Genomic DNA, 19,879 nt, shown 5'->3' on the forward strand with positions numbered 1-19,879 from the left:
TACGCTTTATTTCCGGATATCTCTTCTCATCAGGCACACTACTGCTAATAACCCGACAACCACAGGAATAGCTTCAAATCCCGGAGACTCCTGTTCCTCAGTTGCGTTGTCTGGGACTTCGGTAGTTGGTTGTTCCGGAGTTGCATTGCTTACTGGCACTTCAGTAGTTGGCTGTTCCGGAGTTGCATTAACTGATGGTTCAGTTACGTTTACGGGTGTTTCAGGTATAATTTCTGATGTGGTTTGTGGATGATCATCAGGATTTCCAGGAAAATTCAAGGCCTTGATCTCAGCCAGATTCGTAAATCCATCCCCATCCGAGTCAAGATTTTCGATAGATGTAAAATCTCTCCCACTTCCTAAATATGCTCTGCCATAAGGATTTATGGCTTCCCCGTTATGACAGGTAGTGCATGAATCAAGCCTTGTGCCTGCAGTTTCATAGTGCTGATTGAAAGATGTCAAAAAGCTGGGTTTAGCTGATGCCATGGGTGCCCCCATCAAAGCTACCACTGCTAACAACGATATAATAATTAGTTTATAGTTCATATTTTCCCCACTCCTTTCCCTATTATTATGCTTATCAATGAGTTGTCCACTAGATATTTAACTATTCTCAATGTGGAGCCAGATAGAAATTTACTTCAAATTTTTCGCCGCAGATACCGTAATCAAGAGACATATTTTATGAAGAACCTTATGAAGAATAGAAAATTAGCGAAGTACTGATTCGGATGTTTTTGTAAAAATAGCAAGAGTCCTCCTTAAAGAGTCCTCATTATTACACTTACCCTAAGGAAACTTCCTGAAAACCGATTCATATTTAAGTATTTGGAATAATACCACGCTGCGGATTTTATACGTCTTGTATGCCTGCAAATTAAGAATGTGATAGAGACTTCATACAAGCGCACAATATCATTTATCCCACAGAACCCTTATTAAATAAAGACTCTCACAATATAGATTTACTTCACAATTATACAGAGGAAAACCGATGAGCAACATTTTACGCAGAGGCAGGCTTGAAGCTGCCCCGGACAAAGAAATTTTACATTATACCTCCTCTATGGAGGCTGACAGGTGGATTTTTAATGCTGATATAGCAGTGGACCTTGCCCATACGGTAATGCTGAGAGAGCAGGGGATTATAAAGGAAGAAGACTGCGGCAAAATCCTTAGCGGGCTTTTGAAAATAAGGGAAGAAGGGATGGAAAAGCTCGACTTCAGCTACGAGGACATACACATCTCTCTTGAGTCCAGGCTCATCGATATGGTTGGGGAAGATGTGGGAGGTAGGATGCATTCCGGGCGCTCGAGAAACGATGAGGTTGCAACCTGCATCAGGCTGACCCTGAGAGAAGAACTTACCGGACTGCTCGAAGAGCTCTTTGCCCTCAGAAAAACTCTAGTCACCCTTGCAGGAAAACACACTGAAACCCTCATGCCAGGCTTTACTCACCTTCAGCATGCCCAGCCAACTACTCTTGCCCATCACCTCTGTGCCCACGAAGCTGCTCTCGGCAGGGACTTTGACCGAGTTCAGGACGCTTTTTCCAGGGTAAACCTCTGCCCTCTCGGAGCTGCTGCATTTGCCTCTACGGGCTTTAACCTGAACAGGAAACGGACTCAAGAACTCCTGGGCTTTGATGGACTGCTGGAAAATTCAATGGATGCGGTTAGCAGCAGGGATTTCCTTATTGAATGCGCCTCGGTGTTTTCAAACCTCATGATAAACCTGAGCCGGATGGCTGAAGAACTTGTAATCTGGTCTTCTTCCGAGTTCAATTTCATCGAACTGGATGATATGTATGCCTCCACTTCTTCGATTATGCCCCAGAAGAAAAACCCGGATACTGCAGAATTAATGCGCGGGAAAACAGGAGTGGCTGTGGGAGCTCTTATGTCCCTGCTTACAATCTGCAAAGGCCTGCCCCTGAGTTATAACCGCGACCTGCAGGAAGCAACTCCCAATATCTGGCGTTCGGTAGAAAATTCCAGGGCATCGGTCAGGGTAATGGAAGGAATGGTAAGGACCATGAAAATCCATAAGGATGTACTTTCAGCCCAGTCCATTACAGGGTTTACAACGGCTACTGAGCTTGCAGATACATTTGTAAGAGAAACCGGAATTCCGTTCAGGACTGCCCACCAGATTGTCGGGATACTTGCAAAGGAAATGGAAAAACCCACAATGGAAAAAATCGACTCCGTGGCTGAAGTTGTGCTTGGAGAGTCGCTTTCAAGCAGGGGATTGACGGAAAAGATGGTAAAGGAAGCCCTTGACCCGGTCTCCAATATAACGAGAAGAAAGATTGCAGGAGGGCCTGCTCCGGAAGAAATGCAGCATTACCTTGGAAAGCGGCAGACTGAACTTGAACTGAACGAGCAGGAGATTGCAACTATTAAAGATTCAATCGACTCGGCTTTTGAGAACCTGCTTGCAGTAGTTGAAGAATACAGGAAAGCCTGAATAAAGTGAACTAAAAGTAAAAAGCACATTCAATAACACATTTAATTTCAATAACGCCTTTAACTTTAATATTATTTAGATTTCATAGTATCATACAAATTAGTATCATACAAATTAGTATCATACAAATTATACAGCATCTCAAAAATCAGCAGAAAGGGATCATTCATGGAATTCAAACAGGGCGATCGGGTAAGCATTGAAAGGAACGGTACTGTCTATGAAGGCAAAGTAATGCCTTCCATGGAAGGATATATCGCAATAAAAATGAACAGCGGGTATAACGCCGGTTTTTCCATTGATAAGGTAAGGGTAACTCTTCAGGAAAATAATGGAGAAACTGTAAACGGAGGAGGAAACGGCGTAAAAGAATGTAAAACAAGGGGAGAAAAACTTCCCGAACCCGGAAAAAAGCTCCCAAAAATCGCAATCCTTTCTACGGGCGGAACGATTGCCAGCAAGATCGACTACCGTACAGGCGCAGTCACATCCCAGTTTACTGCTGACGATATCCTCGCCGCAATCCCGGAACTGAAGGAAATTGCGGACTTTAAAGGAAGGGTAATCTCAAGTATCCTCTCCGAAAACATGGACTCTGACTCCTGGCAAAACCTCGCGAAAGCAGTTGTCGAAGAAATAGAAGCCGGAGCTGAGGGAGTAATCATCACTCATGGAACAGACACGATGATGTACTCTGCTGCAGCCCTATCCTTTATGATAGAAACGCCTGTACCTATCGTTTTCGTGGGTTCCCAGAGAAGTGCAGACCGTCCGAGCAGCGACAACGCCATGAACGCAATCTGCGCAGCCAGGGTTGCTATAAGCGAAATTGCCGAAATCGTGGTGGTTATGCACGGCACAACCTCTGATGATTTCTGTGAAATCCACCGCGGAACGAAAGTAAGGAAGATGCATACCTCCCGCAGGGATGCTTTCAAGTCCGTAAACTCCCTTCCGATAGGGACTGTAGACTACAGTACAGGAGAAATAAAGACTTTCATTGACTATACCAGACGTGGAGAAAAGACCCTCAAATTCAAGCCGGGAATGGAACCGAAGTGTGCCATTGTGAAGTTCACTCCGGGGGCAGATCCGGCAGTCCTTGACTATTATATAAATAACGGCTACAGAGGGCTTGTTATTGAGGGCACGGGTCTGGGTCACGTTTCCACAAAATGGATTCCCCTGCTCCGGAAAATTGGAGACGCAAAAATGCCTGTAATAGTTACATCCCAGTGCCTTAACGGCAGGATCTGCGACCGCGTTTATGATACGGGCCGTGATATGCTGAAAGCTGGTGCAATCGAAGGAGAAGATACTCTTCCCGAAACTGCCCTTGTCAAGCTTATGTGGGTACTTGGCCAGACAGATGATTTTGAAAAAGCTGTTGGTATGCTCAGGGAAGACCTCGGCGGGGAAATTACTGAGTGTACATTGAAATAAAGACCTTCCGAGAAATACCCTCAATAGAAAAGAATGAGCCCCGAAAGGGGTTCACCTACAATCTTCTTTTCCCTCCTGAATCTTATTCTCACCTCCTGAATCTTATTCTCACCTCCTGAATCTTATTCTCACCTCCTGAATCTTATTCTCACCCTCCTGAGTCTTTTTTTGCACATGAGTTCCAATTAACATTCAGGTTCATAGTTACATGTTAGTTGGGTTCATAGTTGATATCCGGGCCTTGTTCATTATAAAAAGGATCGTATTCAGTGTGGCATGAAATTACATTACATAACATTACGCCTTATGTCTACTCCGATCTTGAATTACCTCAGACAATATACTTAAATAACAAAAAGCTCTTATGTACTATGCTAACAAGTGTCATGTTAACTAGTGGCAGAAGATTATATTGGTAGGTGTAGTAGATGTTAGGAATCGATGATCCACAGATCTGGCTTGCATATGTTTCTTGTGTATTAAGTGCTCTCGGATGTATGGTTTACGGGGCATTGAACTGGAAAGGCGAGGACGAAGAGCAGACAGTGAAAAGCAGCACTCCAAAAGCAGCGGTTCAGGACCAGTAAGCTGTGCCGGGAACCTCAGCTCAAAGTGCCTTTTTAATCAGACTTTTTTGACAACTCCTGCGAAAAAACAGCAACTTGAATTCTTCAGGAATGATTTTTATGGCAGTCAATACTTCAACTCTTATCCTGTTTGTTCTCATTTATCTTGCGTGCACTTTCTACGTTGCCCGCCTGGGGTATAAGAAGAATTCCCAGACCGATGGGTATATGCTTGCCGGCCGACAGGTGCACCCGGCAATTATGGCTCTCTCCTACGGAGCTGCATTCATCAGCACTTCCGCAATTATAGGGTTTGGAGGAGTAGCCGCTTCACTGGGAATGGGACTTCTGTGGCTAGTCTTTATGAACATCTTTTTCGGCATCTTCATCGCCTTCGTGGTCTTTGGCCCTCGAACCCGGCGCATGGGGCTGAACCTGGGGTCCATAACTTACCCTGAGTTTATAGGAAAACGCTTCCAGTCCAGGTTCATCCAGGGTTTTTCCGGGCTTCTAATAGCAATATTCATGCCTCTCTACGCTGCAAGTGTGCTCATAGGGGCCGGAAGGTTCCTTGAGACCACGCTTGGAATCAACTACAACCTCGCTCTCCTTATCTTTACAATTATAATTGCTTCGTATGTGATTAAAGGTGGCCTCTTATCAGTGATGTACGTGGATGCCATGCAGGGTACCCTCATGCTGCTGGGAATGGCTTTTCTGCTGGTGTTCACCTACAGTAAACTGGGAGGAGTTGTAGAAGCCCACCAGGCTCTTACTGATATGGCAAGCCTTGTTCCTCAGGCCCTTGTTGACCAGGGACACAGGGGCTGGACTGCAATGCCGGCATTCGACTCCCCTATCTGGTGGACAATGATTTCCACAATCACCCTGGGAGTTGGGATAGGGGTGCTTGCCCAGCCACAGCTCGCAGTGAGGTTCATGACGGTAAAAGATGACCGCTCCCTGAAAAGAGCAGTCCTTGTGGGAGGCCCCTTTATCCTGATGATGGCAGGAGTCGCATACGTTGTGGGAGCTCTTTCCAACGTCTACTTCTACAGGACTACAGGCATGATTTCCCTTCAGGTTGCAGGCGGGAACACTGACATTATAATGCCCGAATTCCTGAACCAGGCCATGCCCGAGACCTTTGTAGCACTCTTCATGCTCAGCCTGCTCGCAGCTGCGATGTCTACTGCAGCTGCCCAGTTCCACACAATGGGCACATCCATAGGGCACGACTTCTACCAGCAGGGCCTCATGAACGGAAAGTCCACGGGAACAGCCGTCCACGCTACGAAGTTAGGAATTGCCTTTACCATCCTGGTCTCGGTCGCTCTGGCTTACATCCTCCCAGTAAGCATCATCGCGAGGGCTACTGCCATGTTCATGGGCCTGTGCACTTCCGCTTTCCTGCCTCTCTACATGGGAGCACTTTTCTGGAAGCGCACAACAAGAGCCGGAGCAACTGCGAGCCTTGTTGTAGGCTCGATAAGCAGTCTGTTCTGGTTGATCTTTGTACATGCAAAAGAAGCTGTGCCTCTCAAGATCTGCCTGGCAATCTTCGGAAAGGAAACTTTACTTACCGGCACCTGGCCCCTTGTGGACCCTATTCTGGTTGCAACCCCACTCGCTTTCCTTACTCTGATAGTGGTAAGCCTTATGACAGTCCCACCTTCAGCCGAATTCCTGAAAAAGGCTTACAGGCTCAGGTTTGAAGACGAAGAAGAGGAAATGTCGGAGCCAGTGTCACACAAGGCAACTGAATCAACAGGCGTTTAAGCCTGTTCCCTTTTTTAAAAAATCAGGCGCATTTTTATGCGCCACTTCTTTTTCTATTTCCTCTCTTTTTGATTTTCCCTGATTATTGGCACATCTCTTACGGAATACCGGAGCTAAAAGCTTTTAGTTCTCTCTCCCTGCACAGCACCGTATCTGAGCCGACCTGTCAGCCAGATAAAAAGCGCCCGACAAAATGACACCACAATTAAGAGAAACAATACATTGGAGAAATACTCCGGGGCTGAGAGAATACTTTCCTTAGCCCCGATAAACGTTTTTTAATTCACAGGTAAATACAAGCGCCTCCACCAGCCTGTCTGGAGGCCCTGAAAAAAAGAAAGAAATACAGATTTTAAAGAGAACTGAGACCGAAATTTCTGCCGCTTTGACCTGTTGTGTTCTCTTTAGAATCCTTCAATTTTCTTTTCGGACAGGCAGGGTCTGCCCCCCATGAGGCATCAAGTGAACCTTTGCATCAGGATTTTCTGAAAGGACTGCAGCCAGGGCTTCCTGCACACTTGCCATCGGAGTAAAGAATGCGGTTCTGGCTTTATCTTCCGGAAGCTTCGAGACAAGGTAAAGCTTGAACTTCTTTGCGGCTTTTGCAACGATTGCACTCTTGTGCCCTCCGAACTCGAAGCAGTGCTTGAAGCGCTCTATTGCATCTTCCGGAGTTTTGCATTCCATGTTCCAGCACTCATAGATCTGGTTTCCTATCCCTTCGGCACATTCCGCTACAAGGATGATCGAGCCACCGTCTTTTACAGCCTGGGTTGCGTTGTCCAGGGCTTTATTTGCCTGGTAGAGGTTGATGTCCTTAGGATAGCCTCCGCAGGAAACGACCGCAGCATCTGCAGGTTCTACGGACACTTTATACATGGCGTCCACAATCTCGACCCCTTTCCTGTGGGCTTCGATAAAATCACCTGCAACGGCAGCAACTATCCCTTTTTTGCTGTCAAGCACAACATTAAGAATAAATTTAAGGCCAAAGACCTTTGCAGCTTCTTCCATATCCTGCCTTACAGGACTGTCTACCCTTCCGGAAACCGCGTTTTCCTCGATCATCATTTTGTGGTTGGTAAGCACAGACTCCTCAGAGCTTACGCCGGGAAGTACGGACTTTGCCCCACCGCTATATCCTGCATAGTAATGGAACTCGATTCCCCCTGTCCCAATAACAAAATCAGCATCAAGAACTTCTTCGAATATCTCAATGGGAGTGCCACGGCTGGTTACCCCAATCCGTTTGCACCTGGAAGTGTCGTGCTGGATGCACCGGATTTTTTTGTAGATATCCTCCCCAACCAGTTTCTTTGACTCCTCTTCAGTCTGCTGGCGATGAAGCCCGAGAGCAAAGATAATTGTGATGTTCTCATCCCTTGCTCCCCCTGAATAAAGCTCTTCAAGCAGAGGAGGAAGAATTTTTGCAGTGGGAGTGGGCCTCGTAACATCACTCACAATAATTGCAATTCTGGATTCCGGGTTTACAATCTCGGAAAGTCTCTTGCTTTTTATGGGATTCTCGAGCGCTTTCCGGATTAAAAGAGCCCCATCCTCCTTTTTATCAGGTTCCGAAGGCAGGATCAAGCTGGAAATGTTTTTCTCAGGGATATTCAGCTCAAAAACTCCGCTTCCGGAAGCTAGTGGAATCTGTTTTATATTTGTAGTCATGTTCATGCCGGTGATTTCGTATTGATGCTATAAAATGTTATAGGTAAACAATAGTTAGGTAAACAATAGTTAGGTAAATTATAGTTAGGTAACTATAGTTAGGTAAACTATAGCAAAGTTATGTTTTAAATATAATTTAAATCTGCGCTTTAAACCCCAAATTCAGACCGTTATTGAGATATAGATGAACATTACTCACAAATTCACATAGTTATTCCAATAACCCTATGATTCCCTTTCCTGGCATAAAAGTACTGTAACTTGAGAAGTACTTTCATTTCCTTGTGCCTGTTATTTGAGGAAGTTCATGATTGTATTTATATAAAAACAAATCGAATGGAAAAGAAAACATTAATTTACAGGTGATAATAGATAAAATGAAGTTTTTACTGGAAAATATAAATTTCGGATAATGAAAAAATTTACATACATCAGCAAGACCCAAACATTCCAAATATAATTTTAAAAACAGTTAAGCGGAGAGCTTCCAGAATACCCTTCCGAAGGTTGTTGAGTCAAAAGGTATAAAACTTCATGGTGAGTGTAGAGATGGAAATTATAAATTAATTTTGGTGATTTAGTGAGGAATTGTAGTCATCTAAAAGTGTTTATTTTCATACTACTTATGATAAGTTACCTGTGGATAGGAGAGGCATACGCATCCCCGGATACGGATAGCTCAAAAATGGTTGAGAATATTAATCAGGGAAGCATCATCCTGTTTTCACAGAACTACTCTGAAATAAATAATCTTCCAGCTAATGTTTTTATCGCAAAGGTTCAGAGAGAAAAGGCTTACGATAAACTATATTCAAGTATATATGCAACGCAAGAATCAGAATTGTTTTTCAACAACCCTTCAACAGGGCTGAAGTATAGTAATGTAAGAGACTTTCCTCTAATTCCATGCAGTTTGCTTCCGGGTATGGATACTATCTCTTGTTTTGGAATCAATGAATACCTGGAGCACTTTAGAAGCACCCTGGATATTTTTACTTTTTGTGAATGTACCTCTGTCCCGATAATTCACTACCTCGAGGAACCAAGGCAGGCAGGGGCCCTGTACATATGCAACCTTACCCCAATGGTAAAATGTGCCTATGAAATCTCAATGGACATAAATGCAGATGACCCGCAAAGCTTTGTTGAACTGGATAGTCCGGGTTCAAGACTGATTATACGAGAAAGCGAGGGTCAGACTATACTTAAAAGTTATTACAGAGACTCTTCTGGAGAAACCAAATACGAAAAAGTTATTCTTGGTGACGCGTCAGAAAAAACAAGTTTCAAAATAATATTTGACGGTTATAACAAAACAAACACAATTTACGCACAGGATGGAAACTCCATAGTTACCCCGTTCTATAATATAGATAGGCAAAAGCTTCCTTATATCGATTTTTCAAGTGGATATATCAAGTTCACCGCTTTTATCCTTGGAGAAGGAACTTACCTTGACGTTGACATATACGATATAAACCAGACAACGGAGAGGAAACTCGTAACTGCAATCGGGGATAGTAAGATGATCCCGTTCGGACTTGACGGACCTTTACCAATGAATACAACCGGGGAAGGAATCGACTACCTGAACAGCAAAGGGTATAGAGGTACGATGTGGTTTGATAAGGGAATGTTTGAGAAATCAAATGACACATACGTTGAGTACCTGCGCAATCTGGTTGTTAACGATTCCTGGGAAGTTGGCATACACTATACAAAGGAGTTAAACAGCCTTCCACTTGAAGAAGCATACAGGGTAATGGATGAAGAATACCTGTACGTGTCTGAAAAACTAGGCCAGAAACCAACAAGCTGGTGCTGCCTGAGAAATCGTGATAACCTTACTCATGCAATTTATGCATACGAAAACTTAGGAATGACCTGGAGAAACGGAGACGCAGCAATTCACGCGGAAAGGGATGTAGGAAACCTGTACGATGATACATGGGAATGGTGGGAGCCAGCGTCAAGAGCAGGCATGTCCTATCCGGTATTCTCCCATCAACTCGACGTGGAACCTGCAATAAAATACTCAATAAGCCGCTCAAAGTTCCATGACTGGGTGGATAACTATGAATCAAACAACATGACCGTAGTGTCATTTTATGAATACAACCAGATCAGCAGGAATACATATGATGCAAGTTTTGAAAACCTGCAATATAATGAGAAACTGGTTGCATTCGACGCACATACAAATGGTGCCAGCGCTCTTGTAAACGTAAACATAACTGCAGGAAACGACACACAGGTCTACGACACTACACTCGAAAAGTCCCTCGATTATGAAACGGAACAGGATAAATCAATTACTTTCCGGGTTGAGGACAACCACACTTATAAGATAGATATAAACAGTGTTGAAAACAGTGTTGAATAATGTATAACTTTGAGTAAGGTATAAATTCCACAAACCATGGAAGGCACAAAAAACTAACGCAGGTACAACTTCTTCCTTTCTTATTGTGCCTTCCAGGATCAGCCTTTTTTTTCTGCACCTTCTGGGATTAGCTTTTTTTCCGTACCTTTTCTCAAATTCGGTATAATGCAGTATAACAGTCAGCACGCTTCTAATTTAAACAGTCAACACATTTCTTATTCAAATAGTTAACACATTTCTTATTCAAACAGTCCGCATACTTCCTTAACAGCTACCGTGCTTCTAATTAATTGTAAATATTTCCTGCGCCGATATACTGATAACTGCAACCAGGCTTACTGATGGATATTTGCTTCATAAGAAAATGTTCATACAATGTAATGCCTGGAGGGGACCTCCTGATCTTTGAGGTAAGAAGGAGAAGGGAGCGGCAGTTAGCCGGGGAGTAATAACCATGGACAAAGAAAGGATTTCCTATCACGAGTCCGTTCAAAAGATGTATGAGCGGATAAAGGAAGATAATATGACAAATGTCTGGGACCGCTATGAGGCTCAGGGAATAGGTGGAGTTCCGGACAAGAGATGCACTTTCTGTATGGCAGGAGCCCGTTGTGACCTGTGTTCCAACGGGCCCTGTCGTTCGGACGCTGAAAAGGACAAAAGAGGGGTATGCGGGATCACTGCTGATGGGATGGCAATGCGGATGATGCTGCTCAGGAACGTAATGGGGGCTTCGACTTATCACTACCATACAGACCAGACAATCCGGACTTTGAGGGAAACCGCAAAGGGCAACACCCCTTACAAAATAAGTGAACCTGAAAAGTTGAGGACATTTGCAAGCCGGCTGGGGCTAGAAACCAGCGGGACGGACTCCGAAGTTGCTCTCCGCCTGTGCGAGTTTGTAGAAAAAGAATTTAACAGGCCTGCTTATGAGCCGAGCCGGATTGTGGAGCTCCTTGCCCCTCCGGAAAGAAAAGAGAAGTGGAAGGAACTGGACATCTTCCCGGGCGGGATCTACGGGGAGATGATGTTTTCAACAAGTTCCTGCCTGACAAACGTGGACGGGTACTACGTGAGCCTGGCCTTAAAAGCCATGCGCCTGGGAGTTGCGATGGCATACCAGAGCCAGATTGTAAATGAGTACTGCCAGGACATCCTTTTCGGCATCCCAAGACCTCACATGATGAGGGTTGACCTCGGCGTGCTGGACCCTGAGTACATAAATGTGCTTCCGAACGGGCACGAACCTTTCATAGGCTTTGCCATGGTCCAGCTTGCCCGGAAGCCCGAATGGCAGGAAAAAGCAAAAGCAGCCGGGGCAAAAGGCCTGAGGATCATTGCCAGCATCGAAACCGGGCAGGAAATGATCCAGAGGTGGGAGGAAGACAATGTATTTTACGGTTTTACCGGAAACTGGATTTCCCAGGAAGCGGTGCTCGCAAGCGGGAGTGTGGACCTTTTTGCCGCAGACATGAACTGCTCGCTTCCGGTAGCTCCCCTCTACGCCAAAAAATACGGCTTCAAACTAATGCCCGTAAGCGAACTCGTGGCTTTTGAAGGCATCACCGAACGCCTGAACTACAACCCGGTAGAAGCCGATAAGCAGGCAGCAAAACTCCTGGATATGGCAATTGAAAACTTCAAAAACAGGAAAAGCTCGGTTGGAACCGCCCTGAAACTCCCGATGAAAGAGGCAGTTGTCGGCTTTTCAACCGAGAGCATTCTTGACGCCCTCGGAGGCACCCTCGACCCTCTCCTTGATGCCATAAAAAGCGGTGCAATCAAAGGAGTGGTCGGAATGGTATCCTGCACTACATTAAGGGACTCCGGGCAGGATGTGGACAGCGTTGCGGTGGTAAAAGAACTGATCAAGAGGAACATCCTGGTCCTGTCTATGGGCTGCGGAAATGGAGCCATGCAGGTTGCAGGCCTCTGCTCCCCCGAAGCCAGGGAATTTGCAGGGGACAGCCTGAAAGCCGTATGTGAAGCCCTCGGAGTCCCTCCCGTACTCAGTTACGGGACCTGCACCGACACCGGACGGCTTGCCGACCTCCTGGGAGCAATCTCCGGAGCCCTCGGAGGAGTCCCTGTCCCGGACCTTCCTGTTGCTGCCGCAGCCCCCGAATACATGGAGCAAAAAGCCACAATCGACGCCATCTTTGCCCTGGCTCTCGGGCTCTACACCTATGTAAATCCTGTCCCGACCGTCACCGGAGGCCCGAACCTTGTCAAACTGCTGACAGAAGGTTGCCGGGAAGTTACAGGCGGAGTCCTGAGCGTGGAAATGGATGCAGTAAAAGCAGTTGAAGGGATCGAACAGCACATCATGGAAAAGAGAAAGAAGCTCGGGATCTGAAATCCCGGGTTTTCTACTTCTATTTTTTCCACTTCATTTTTATTGAGAAATAGAAGAAAAGAAAAAAAGAACGAAAGAAAAAAAGAACGAAACGGAACAAAGAAGAAAGAAAAAAGAAAACCCCTGAAAATCAAAACTTGATCGATTCCCCGGGTTCCATAATAATTACTTTCGTATCAACTTTTGCTTCCACAGCTTTTCTGAACTCTTCAGGGTCCTGCTTGATGACATCAAAGGTGTTATAGTGCATTGGCACAACGATTTTGGGCTGGATCAGTTCCACAGCTTTTACGGCTTCCTTTATTCCCATGGTGAACCTGTCTCCTATGGGCAGCAGGGCGATTTCGGGTTCATAGAGTTCTCCTATAAGCTGCATGTCCCCGAAAACACCCGTATCTCCGGCATGATAAAAGGAATGCCCGCCAATACCTATCAAAAACCCTGCCGGGCTACCTCCGTCGAAACTGAAGCCTGAAGCATCAATTGAGGAGGAATGAAGCGCCTGAGTCATGGTAAGGGCCACACCTTCCACTTCCATTGTGCCCCCCTTGTTCATGCCTTCGGCAAAGACTCCTTTTGATTTGATATAGTTTGCAACCTCATGAATCGAGATGATCCGGCAGCCGGTACGGGCTCCGATCTCGATGGCATCTCCAAGGTGGTCGCGGTGCCCGTGGGTTACGGCTATGATGTCGGGGTCCAGAGCGTCAGGGGTGCATGGAGCTTTCGGGTTTCCGGAAATAAAAGGGTCAATCAGCAATTTCTTTTCGGCTTCGAGCAAAAAAGCAGCATGCCCAAGCCAGGTAATTTTTACGTCAGCCATCTCTTTGCCTCTTTCCTTATGTTTTTGTCAGAACGTAACAATGCGTAATGTAATTTTCGATAATAATCGGATAATTATTATACAACACGTTGTTCAGGCAGGTATCAGGAGCACACAAGGGGATGAATAAAGGGTAATATAACATGTGCCCTTAAGTGTTAATCAAATGAGAATGAAAATCAGCCTGGTAATCCACGGGCCCGAAGTAATCGATTCGGGAGAAGCGGAAATCGTTCTGGAAAAGCTTTCCTGCATAGGTGAAGTAGAGGCTCAACTTGGCGGAGCCATGGGAAAGACAGCTGTCCTTGATGCAGGGCTTGAAAATGTTATAAACATAAGCCGGCACCTCAAGCCGAGCGCCTGCATTGAATCCTTTTTTGAAACCTCAGACCTTGTATGCCTCCTTAACAGGGGGAAAACGCCCGAAACAGGCATGATTTTTGGAGCAAAGGTTGCCTCTCGCCTGAAGGACCCTGAAAAGAAACCACTGATCCAGATAGAAAGCCCGGGCTGTACCGGCGGGAAGCTAATACCCCTGAACAAAAAAGCCGGCAGCTACATTGAAAAACTCTCTGAAGCCTTTGGACTTCCTGCCGAAAAGCTTCTGAGCTTTCATAATCCTGTTTCCAGAGAAAACGTCTCGAAAACCGGAAAAGCCCGAATCATCCGCGAAATCTCAGGTGTATTTCCGGGAGAAAACATCCTTGTAAACGGGCTTGTAATCGGAAAAGCTCTATCTTCCGAGGTAAGAATAATCTCCGAAAACGGTTTCATTACCGCAATCGAAGGAGGAGAAATAAAGGAGCACGGACTTGAAAAGCTCCATAATTACGAAAAAAGGGACCCTGTTGACCTTTCCGGAGCCTGGGTAAAAAGCGGGGACATCCGAAGAAGCAATTCCTTACTCCCGGATGCCAAAAAACAAAATTCCAGTTCCCAAAAATCAGGCCCTATTTCCTGGGGAGGGGGAAGGGTAGGAGCAGGAAAAGTTGTGCTTATAGACCACGCCGCCGAAAATTCCTATGAACTGGCTTCCGGGGCTGAACTTGCAGTTACAGTTGGAGACGACACCACAGCCATTGCAGGCGACATCCTCTTCAGGCTTGGAATTCCGATTATTGGAATCACAGACGGGGACTGCGATAATGTCACCTGTGAGACAAAAATATTTCCCGGCTCGGTTGTTCTCAGGCTGATAGAGGGAAGCGATGATATCGTGGGCAAGAGAGTGAAACAGGAACTCCTGAAAGGACAAAATTCAGCTATTTTTGAGAACCTGTTCGCCTTTAAAGAAGATGTGCTGAAACTGGCAGAGCCAACTACTGAAGCTATTTTTGAATACTAACATAGCAAACTCCCTTGAAATAGAACTCACGGTTCCCGGGTCTCGGATTCAGTTTCATCTTTTGCAGCAATTTTATGGAAATATCCGCAATGAGTGCGGAAATAAATTCCCGCTAAGTTAATAACAAAAGGAGTAACTCTTTTAATAAGGGATGGAAAGGCGGATAAATGGATGTTTCAGCCAAATTTCAAGTACACAAACAAAATCGTGCGCCTGCTTGCAAGGATCCAGGCTGCCAGAGAAGTCATCATAAACAGCCCTCTGATTCCGGCATGGGAAAAACAACTCCAGCGAGAAGCCCTGATAAAGCAGGCCCACCACACGACAAGCATCGAGGGAAACCCCCTTACTCTTGAGGAAGTTGAGCTTATTATCGAGGGAAAAGAGGTCCTTGCAAACGAAAAGGACAAAAAGGAAGTCCGGAATTATGTAGATGTACTGAAATATATCGATTCCTTACCTGAAAACGGACCCATAACCGAAGAGTTTCTCCTGGAAATCCACAGGCTTACGGCAAAAAATATCCTTCCTGATGATTCTGCCGGAAACTACCGGAAAGTGCGGGTCGTTGTCGGAGACCCTAAAACCGGGAAAGTCACCTACACCCCACCGGGACCTGCTGAAGTCCCTGCCCTGGCAAAAGCCCTTGTCGAGTGGCTTAACAGCGAAGATGACCTTGACCTCATGCCCGCCGTGCAGGCAGGAGTCGCTCACCATGAACTTGCCAGAATCCACCCCTTCGTTGACGGAAACGGGAGAACCGCGAGGGCTCTTGCCACCCTGGTCCTGACAAAGAGAGGCTTTGACACAAAACGGTTTTTCGCTCTTGAAGAGCACTACAACAAAGAACGCACCTCTTATTACTCCGCCCTTTCAAGTGCGGATGCCGGGGACAGGGATTTGACCGAATGGCTCGAATATTTCCTTTTCGGCATTGCCGTGGAAATTTCCAGAGTCGAAAAAACGGTCCTGAAGCTGAGCAGCGACCGTTCTATGAAAGAGAAATTCGGACAGATAGGGTTGAGCAGCCGGCAGATAAAAGCGATTGAATATTTAAAAGAAAATGGTAAGATCACAAGCAATGAGTATCAGGAAATATGTGATGTCAGTCAGCCCACTGCAAATCGTGACATACAGGATATGCTTGACAAAAAACTCCTGAAACAAAATGGGAAAATAGGCCAGCAGGTAATTTACGCGCTCAATTTCTGATAGAAGGGTAGTTCAAAAGCTATTCAAAAGCTATTCAAAAGCTATTCAAAAGCTATTCAAAAGCTATTTAAAAGCTATTCAAAAGCTATTAATTATATATAGGATTTGAGCAACTTTTATATAAGGCATCATTCAGAGATAACTCTGTCTTCTTTTTTAATTTCATCAATCAGATAAGGACTTATCGATTTCTCAGTAAGCAAATCGACTTTTATGCCCAGGTAGTCAGAAAGCTCCAGTTCTATATTTACCAGAGTGAGCAGGCTCTTCCGTTCGGCAAACTCAACCAGGACGTCAATATCACTTTCTGGTTTCTCTTCTCCCCTAACGTAAGACCCAAAAACAGATACTTTAGTTGACCCACCCGAGTTTCGCTTCGGCACCCGAATTGCGCCTCGGGAGTACGCGGTCCGTTTCACTCGCTCCGCTCGTTCAAGCGGACTAATTTATAGATCTCTCGACCCATACAACATCATTCACTGTATCATATCATTCTTGTCACGCTCGACGCAGGAGAGCGGTCTTTCAGACAAAAAAGTGAGAGAAGAACATAAAAGGAAAAAGACGAAAAATAAAAGACAGAAACGAACCCCGATCATACCGATGATCTCATCCGCAACTGGATCAGAAACCGAAATACTGTGGAATTCCTGGGCATGTGGGAGCAGCTCAATAACCCGTAATCCCGTCGAATTCGACGGGATTAGAATGCAGGCAGGTTTGAACAGCTTTACCCTGACCCCCAAGCAGTGGATAGAAAAGACAGGAGCTGTCGGGATAATCTCCAAAACCGGACGCTATGGCGGCACTTACGCCCACAAGGATATCGCATTCGAGTTTGCTTCCTGGATATCCGTCGAATTCAAACTCTACCTCATCAAGGAGTTCCAGCGGCTTAAAGAAGACGAAAACCGCCGCCTCTCACTTGCATGGAACCTCAACCGCACCCTTTCTAAGCTCAATTATCGCATTCATACGGATGCCATCAAGGAGCACCTCATTCCTCCAGAGATCACGCCTGCTCAGGAATCTATCACCTATGCCAACGAAGCCGATGTACTTAATGTCGCTCTTTTCGGGAAAACAGCTAAGCAGTGGCGTGACGCCAACCCCAAACTTGAAGGCAACATGCGCGACCATGCCACCGTAGAACAGTTGCTCGTGCTGGCTAACATCGAGAGCATGAATGCTGAGTTTATCCACATGGAACTGGAACAGGTAGAACGCCTCAAGCGCCTCAACCAGATAGCTATCCGCCAGATGCAGACGCTCACCACCCGTGTTGAGTCGCCCGTCTTCCCACAGGCAAAGAGGAGAAGCCATGAACTACCTTCTGCTGGAACCGACGCATAATTCTCGCTTTCTCACGCTAATGGACCAGTGCAGGTCAAAATGGCAATTCTACAGGGATAAATTGAATCAGTTACCAGTCAGCCATCAGAACTGGATTTATTGATACAATCCCTTTATGTTCTCGTATAATTAATCTATTCAATGTTGTACAGGTTTTTGAGTCTTGTACTGTTATAATACACCATATTTCTGAATACACCGATATTCTTTTTGAAATTTTCCAAAATTTTTGGCCTTTTGCCTTCATTGAAAACTTCCAACAGCATTTCTCTAAGCTTCAGTTGAGATAATAACTGTAAATTTTCGAATCATTCTCCAAAAACAATAGCAGAAAAAATGTTCTTTTTTGAAGATATCTGTGGAAAGTCAGTTAAAAGGAAATAGGTTAGTTAATTCAGAATGCGAGTGTAAAGGTAAAAATAACCAAAGCAGGCCATCTCAAAACTCAGACCATTTCTACAATTGGATTATGGATACGGTTGACTGTAAATTCAAATCATTGGTCATCGGTTAAGGAGTTTTCTTGTCTGTGTCCCTAATTTGACAGAAGCATACATTTTGTAATGTATAAATGGGCTCCATGCCATCTGTGGTCTTCACACAATTTGAAGTTCTATCAGGTGTCTTTTGATTTTAGACCGCCCTCATGTTCCCAAAAGGTGCTGTGCCGATACAATGCGTTTTTTGTACAAAAATACTGTACTAACCTAACTTCCGCCTTTTTAGGCGCATATATTCTTTTCCGCAAATCGGTGATGTCTAATGATTGCGGTTTATAGATTCTACCTTGCAACTGATGTGCTTAAGTTTAAGCACATGAGCCGATATCAGGCGACATTTATGCGCTTAAAAATGCGGAACTAAGGTACTAATTAGTAGAATCTGTCAAACTTGGGCTGTATGCTATCGATTTTAGAGCAAAAATTAGTCCCAAGTTTCGAACAACAAAACTAAAATCGATTCCCTGTTCCAACTTCACATCAATATGTGCTTTTGAGAAATGTTACAAAAATAGAGTAATTTATCATGATTCCTCACTTAACCGAAGACGCATGAAATTCAAATAGAATATTTTTCCGAAATTCAGATGTGAATTGACCTCATAATAGAATATTTTATCCGAATTGTAGAATCAAGTTCACTTTTGAGATCGCCTGTAAGTTTTACTTTTTACATTTAAAAGCAAAAGGCATAAGTAATTTATGTTGAGGAGATAGTAACGTTCTGGATAGAAAATGTGGTATCTTGAATAAATCCTGGCAACCAAAACGCAGAGAAAATAGCAAGTACAGCGATTATTAGATATATTGCGATATTCGTGAAAAACCACCGTTTAAATCTTTTTTCACTATCAGTTATCTGCTTGCCTACAATTTCATTCACTTTATCTGGATATAACCTCTCTTGAAAGCGTTTTTTTCTTACATCACAATTGTTACATATCGTCTTGTACTGTTCCCATTGATATATCATATTGTAAATCAAGGGGAAAAAAAGTACATAAACTGCATAGGCTAGCATACCTATTTTAAAGATTTGGGGATTAAATGTAGTTTTAAATAATGCAGCGATGAAAGAGCCTATTAACGCACCTACTGCTGCTAGCATAGTATCTGATAAACTTTTATTCATGCCAGTTATTTGATCTGCAAATTTTTGGACGGTATTGGCAACATAATCTTCCAGCATTTGTACTTGTGAGGTATAATTGTCAACTTTACCATCAATGAAAGCTTGCCAGTGCCATTTCAATTCATTTAAGATGTTTTTAGTGTTATAGAAGAACATCTGATAGCGTGTAACAGGACTGACAGCATGTAAATATTGAGTTGCAACAGTCTGTATGAAGCCTATACGATCACCTGACCATTTAATATCATACACCCATTCCAATATTTCCATTAGATCAGTAGCGTTAGCAATGATATCACTTCCGATTTGATCTAAGGAATTCTCAAATGTCAGCTCAACACTCTGATTAGCACTAACATATGTAGATGAGGTTGGATTATTCTCAGTCCCTTTTGTTCTATAGGCGGTGTATAAAATGATTAGATTGACCTGATGAATAAGTAAAGCTTTAGATATAGGATCTTTATATGGAATTTCTCCTTTCATTTTTAGATGCAATGGTGTAAGAAATTTAAGCCACTGTGATTGCCAATGTAAGTTTTTCTGACGAACGTCATACATATTCTGTATTTTTTCGTTATTTTCTCTTGATGACTTAGAGATTACATCATACCATCGCGAAATTTGTTGACTACCAAGTATAGCAATGTAAGTTCCATCGAGCCAAATATCGTGATTTAATACGAACAGTATAACTTTATATGTTGATTTTAGCTTCGACCCCCACAGAGATCTTTCTAGTGTCGTGGCAACTTAATTTTGAGTCCTATTTATAAGCTTTGAATCCCATCTGTATCTTCATTCATGGCAAAAATAAAACTTGAAGAAGATGAAGTG

General features: G+C 44.3%; 14 protein-coding genes. 9 read left to right on the forward strand and 5 right to left on the reverse strand.

The genetic code is table 11. The annotated features are described in order from the left end of the window. Positions 1–6: 6 nt before the first annotated feature. Complete coding sequence (locus EO93_RS09130; RefSeq protein ID WP_156161274.1) at positions 7–489, reverse strand: PGF-CTERM sorting domain-containing protein; 483 nt, start codon at positions 487–489, stop codon at positions 7–9. Between the two features lie 508 nt (positions 490–997). On the opposite strand from EO93_RS09130, the gene argH reads away from it, so the two are divergent. The 4 genes from argH (at position 998) to EO93_RS09145 (ending at position 6,261) form a co-directional block, all read left to right on the forward strand. Further along, entirely contained in the window at positions 998–2,473 is a 1,476-nt protein-coding gene (gene argH / locus EO93_RS09135) for an argininosuccinate lyase (protein WP_048162132.1), read from the forward strand. 168 nt (positions 2,474–2,641) lie between these two features. Further along, positions 2,642–3,916 carry a Glu-tRNA(Gln) amidotransferase subunit GatD gene (gatD, locus tag EO93_RS09140; RefSeq protein WP_048162133.1) on the forward strand — a complete coding sequence of 425 codons (1,275 nt, stop codon included), beginning with the start codon at positions 2,642–2,644 and terminating at the stop codon, positions 3,914–3,916. Between the two features lie 428 nt (positions 3,917–4,344). Beyond that, positions 4,345–4,503, forward strand: coding sequence for a symporter small accessory protein (locus EO93_RS17955; protein ID WP_200894968.1), 159 nt, complete (start codon positions 4,345–4,347; stop codon positions 4,501–4,503). A gap of 99 nt (positions 4,504–4,602) precedes the next feature. Next, positions 4,603–6,261 (forward strand): sodium:solute symporter, encoded by a 1,659-nt coding sequence (locus EO93_RS09145; protein ID WP_048131389.1) that lies wholly within the window; start codon positions 4,603–4,605, stop codon positions 6,259–6,261. A gap of 414 nt (positions 6,262–6,675) precedes the next feature. On the opposite strand, the gene larA is transcribed toward EO93_RS09145, so the two are convergent. Further along, the gene (gene larA, locus EO93_RS09150) at positions 6,676–7,935 is read right to left on the reverse strand and encodes a nickel-dependent lactate racemase (protein ID WP_048162151.1); all 1,260 of its coding nucleotides are present in this window, start codon (positions 7,933–7,935) and stop codon (positions 6,676–6,678) included. A gap of 625 nt (positions 7,936–8,560) precedes the next feature. Here larA and EO93_RS09155 point away from each other — a divergent pair. Together EO93_RS09155 and cooS are read left to right on the forward strand one after the other, a co-directional pair. Beyond that, complete coding sequence (locus EO93_RS09155) at positions 8,561–10,318, forward strand: hypothetical protein (protein ID WP_235284183.1); 1,758 nt, start codon at positions 8,561–8,563, stop codon at positions 10,316–10,318. A gap of 454 nt (positions 10,319–10,772) precedes the next feature. Further along, positions 10,773–12,677, forward strand: coding sequence for an anaerobic carbon-monoxide dehydrogenase catalytic subunit (cooS, locus tag EO93_RS09160; RefSeq protein ID WP_048162135.1), 1,905 nt, complete (start codon positions 10,773–10,775; stop codon positions 12,675–12,677). A 130-nt stretch (positions 12,678–12,807) separates the two neighbouring features. Here the strand turns inward: cooS and EO93_RS09165 are convergent, their stop codons facing one another. After that, positions 12,808–13,500, reverse strand: coding sequence for a metal-dependent hydrolase (locus tag EO93_RS09165; RefSeq protein ID WP_048162136.1), 693 nt, complete (start codon positions 13,498–13,500; stop codon positions 12,808–12,810). A 166-nt stretch (positions 13,501–13,666) separates the two neighbouring features. Here EO93_RS09165 and EO93_RS09170 point away from each other — a divergent pair, with 166 nt between their 5' ends. Further along, positions 13,667–14,845 carry a DUF2117 family protein gene (locus tag EO93_RS09170; protein WP_235284184.1) on the forward strand — a complete coding sequence of 393 codons (1,179 nt, stop codon included), beginning with the start codon at positions 13,667–13,669 and terminating at the stop codon, positions 14,843–14,845. Between the two features lie 171 nt (positions 14,846–15,016). Next, positions 15,017–16,057, forward strand: a complete 1,041-nt coding sequence (locus EO93_RS09175) for a Fic family protein (RefSeq protein WP_048162137.1) — start codon at positions 15,017–15,019, stop codon at positions 16,055–16,057. Positions 16,058–16,185: 128 nt separating this feature from the next. On the opposite strand, the gene EO93_RS09180 is transcribed toward EO93_RS09175, so the two are convergent. Then, positions 16,186–16,476 carry a nucleotidyltransferase family protein gene (locus tag EO93_RS09180; protein WP_048162138.1) on the reverse strand — a complete coding sequence of 97 codons (291 nt, stop codon included), beginning with the start codon at positions 16,474–16,476 and terminating at the stop codon, positions 16,186–16,188. 184 nt (positions 16,477–16,660) lie between these two features. On the opposite strand from EO93_RS09180, the gene EO93_RS09185 reads away from it, so the two are divergent. Further along, positions 16,661–17,410: a KilA-N domain-containing protein gene (locus EO93_RS09185; protein WP_200898101.1), complete on the forward strand. Its 750-nt coding sequence runs from the start codon at positions 16,661–16,663 to the stop codon at positions 17,408–17,410. Positions 17,411–18,610: 1,200 nt separating this feature from the next. Here EO93_RS09185 and EO93_RS09190 read toward each other — a convergent pair. After that, positions 18,611–19,603 (reverse strand): hypothetical protein, encoded by a 993-nt coding sequence (locus tag EO93_RS09190; protein WP_048162139.1) that lies wholly within the window; start codon positions 19,601–19,603, stop codon positions 18,611–18,613. Positions 19,604–19,879 lie beyond the last annotated feature (276 nt).

It is taken from the genome of Methanosarcina sp. 1.H.A.2.2 (genome assembly GCF_000979975.1).
Lineage (GTDB): Archaea > Halobacteriota > Methanosarcinia > Methanosarcinales > Methanosarcinaceae > Methanosarcina.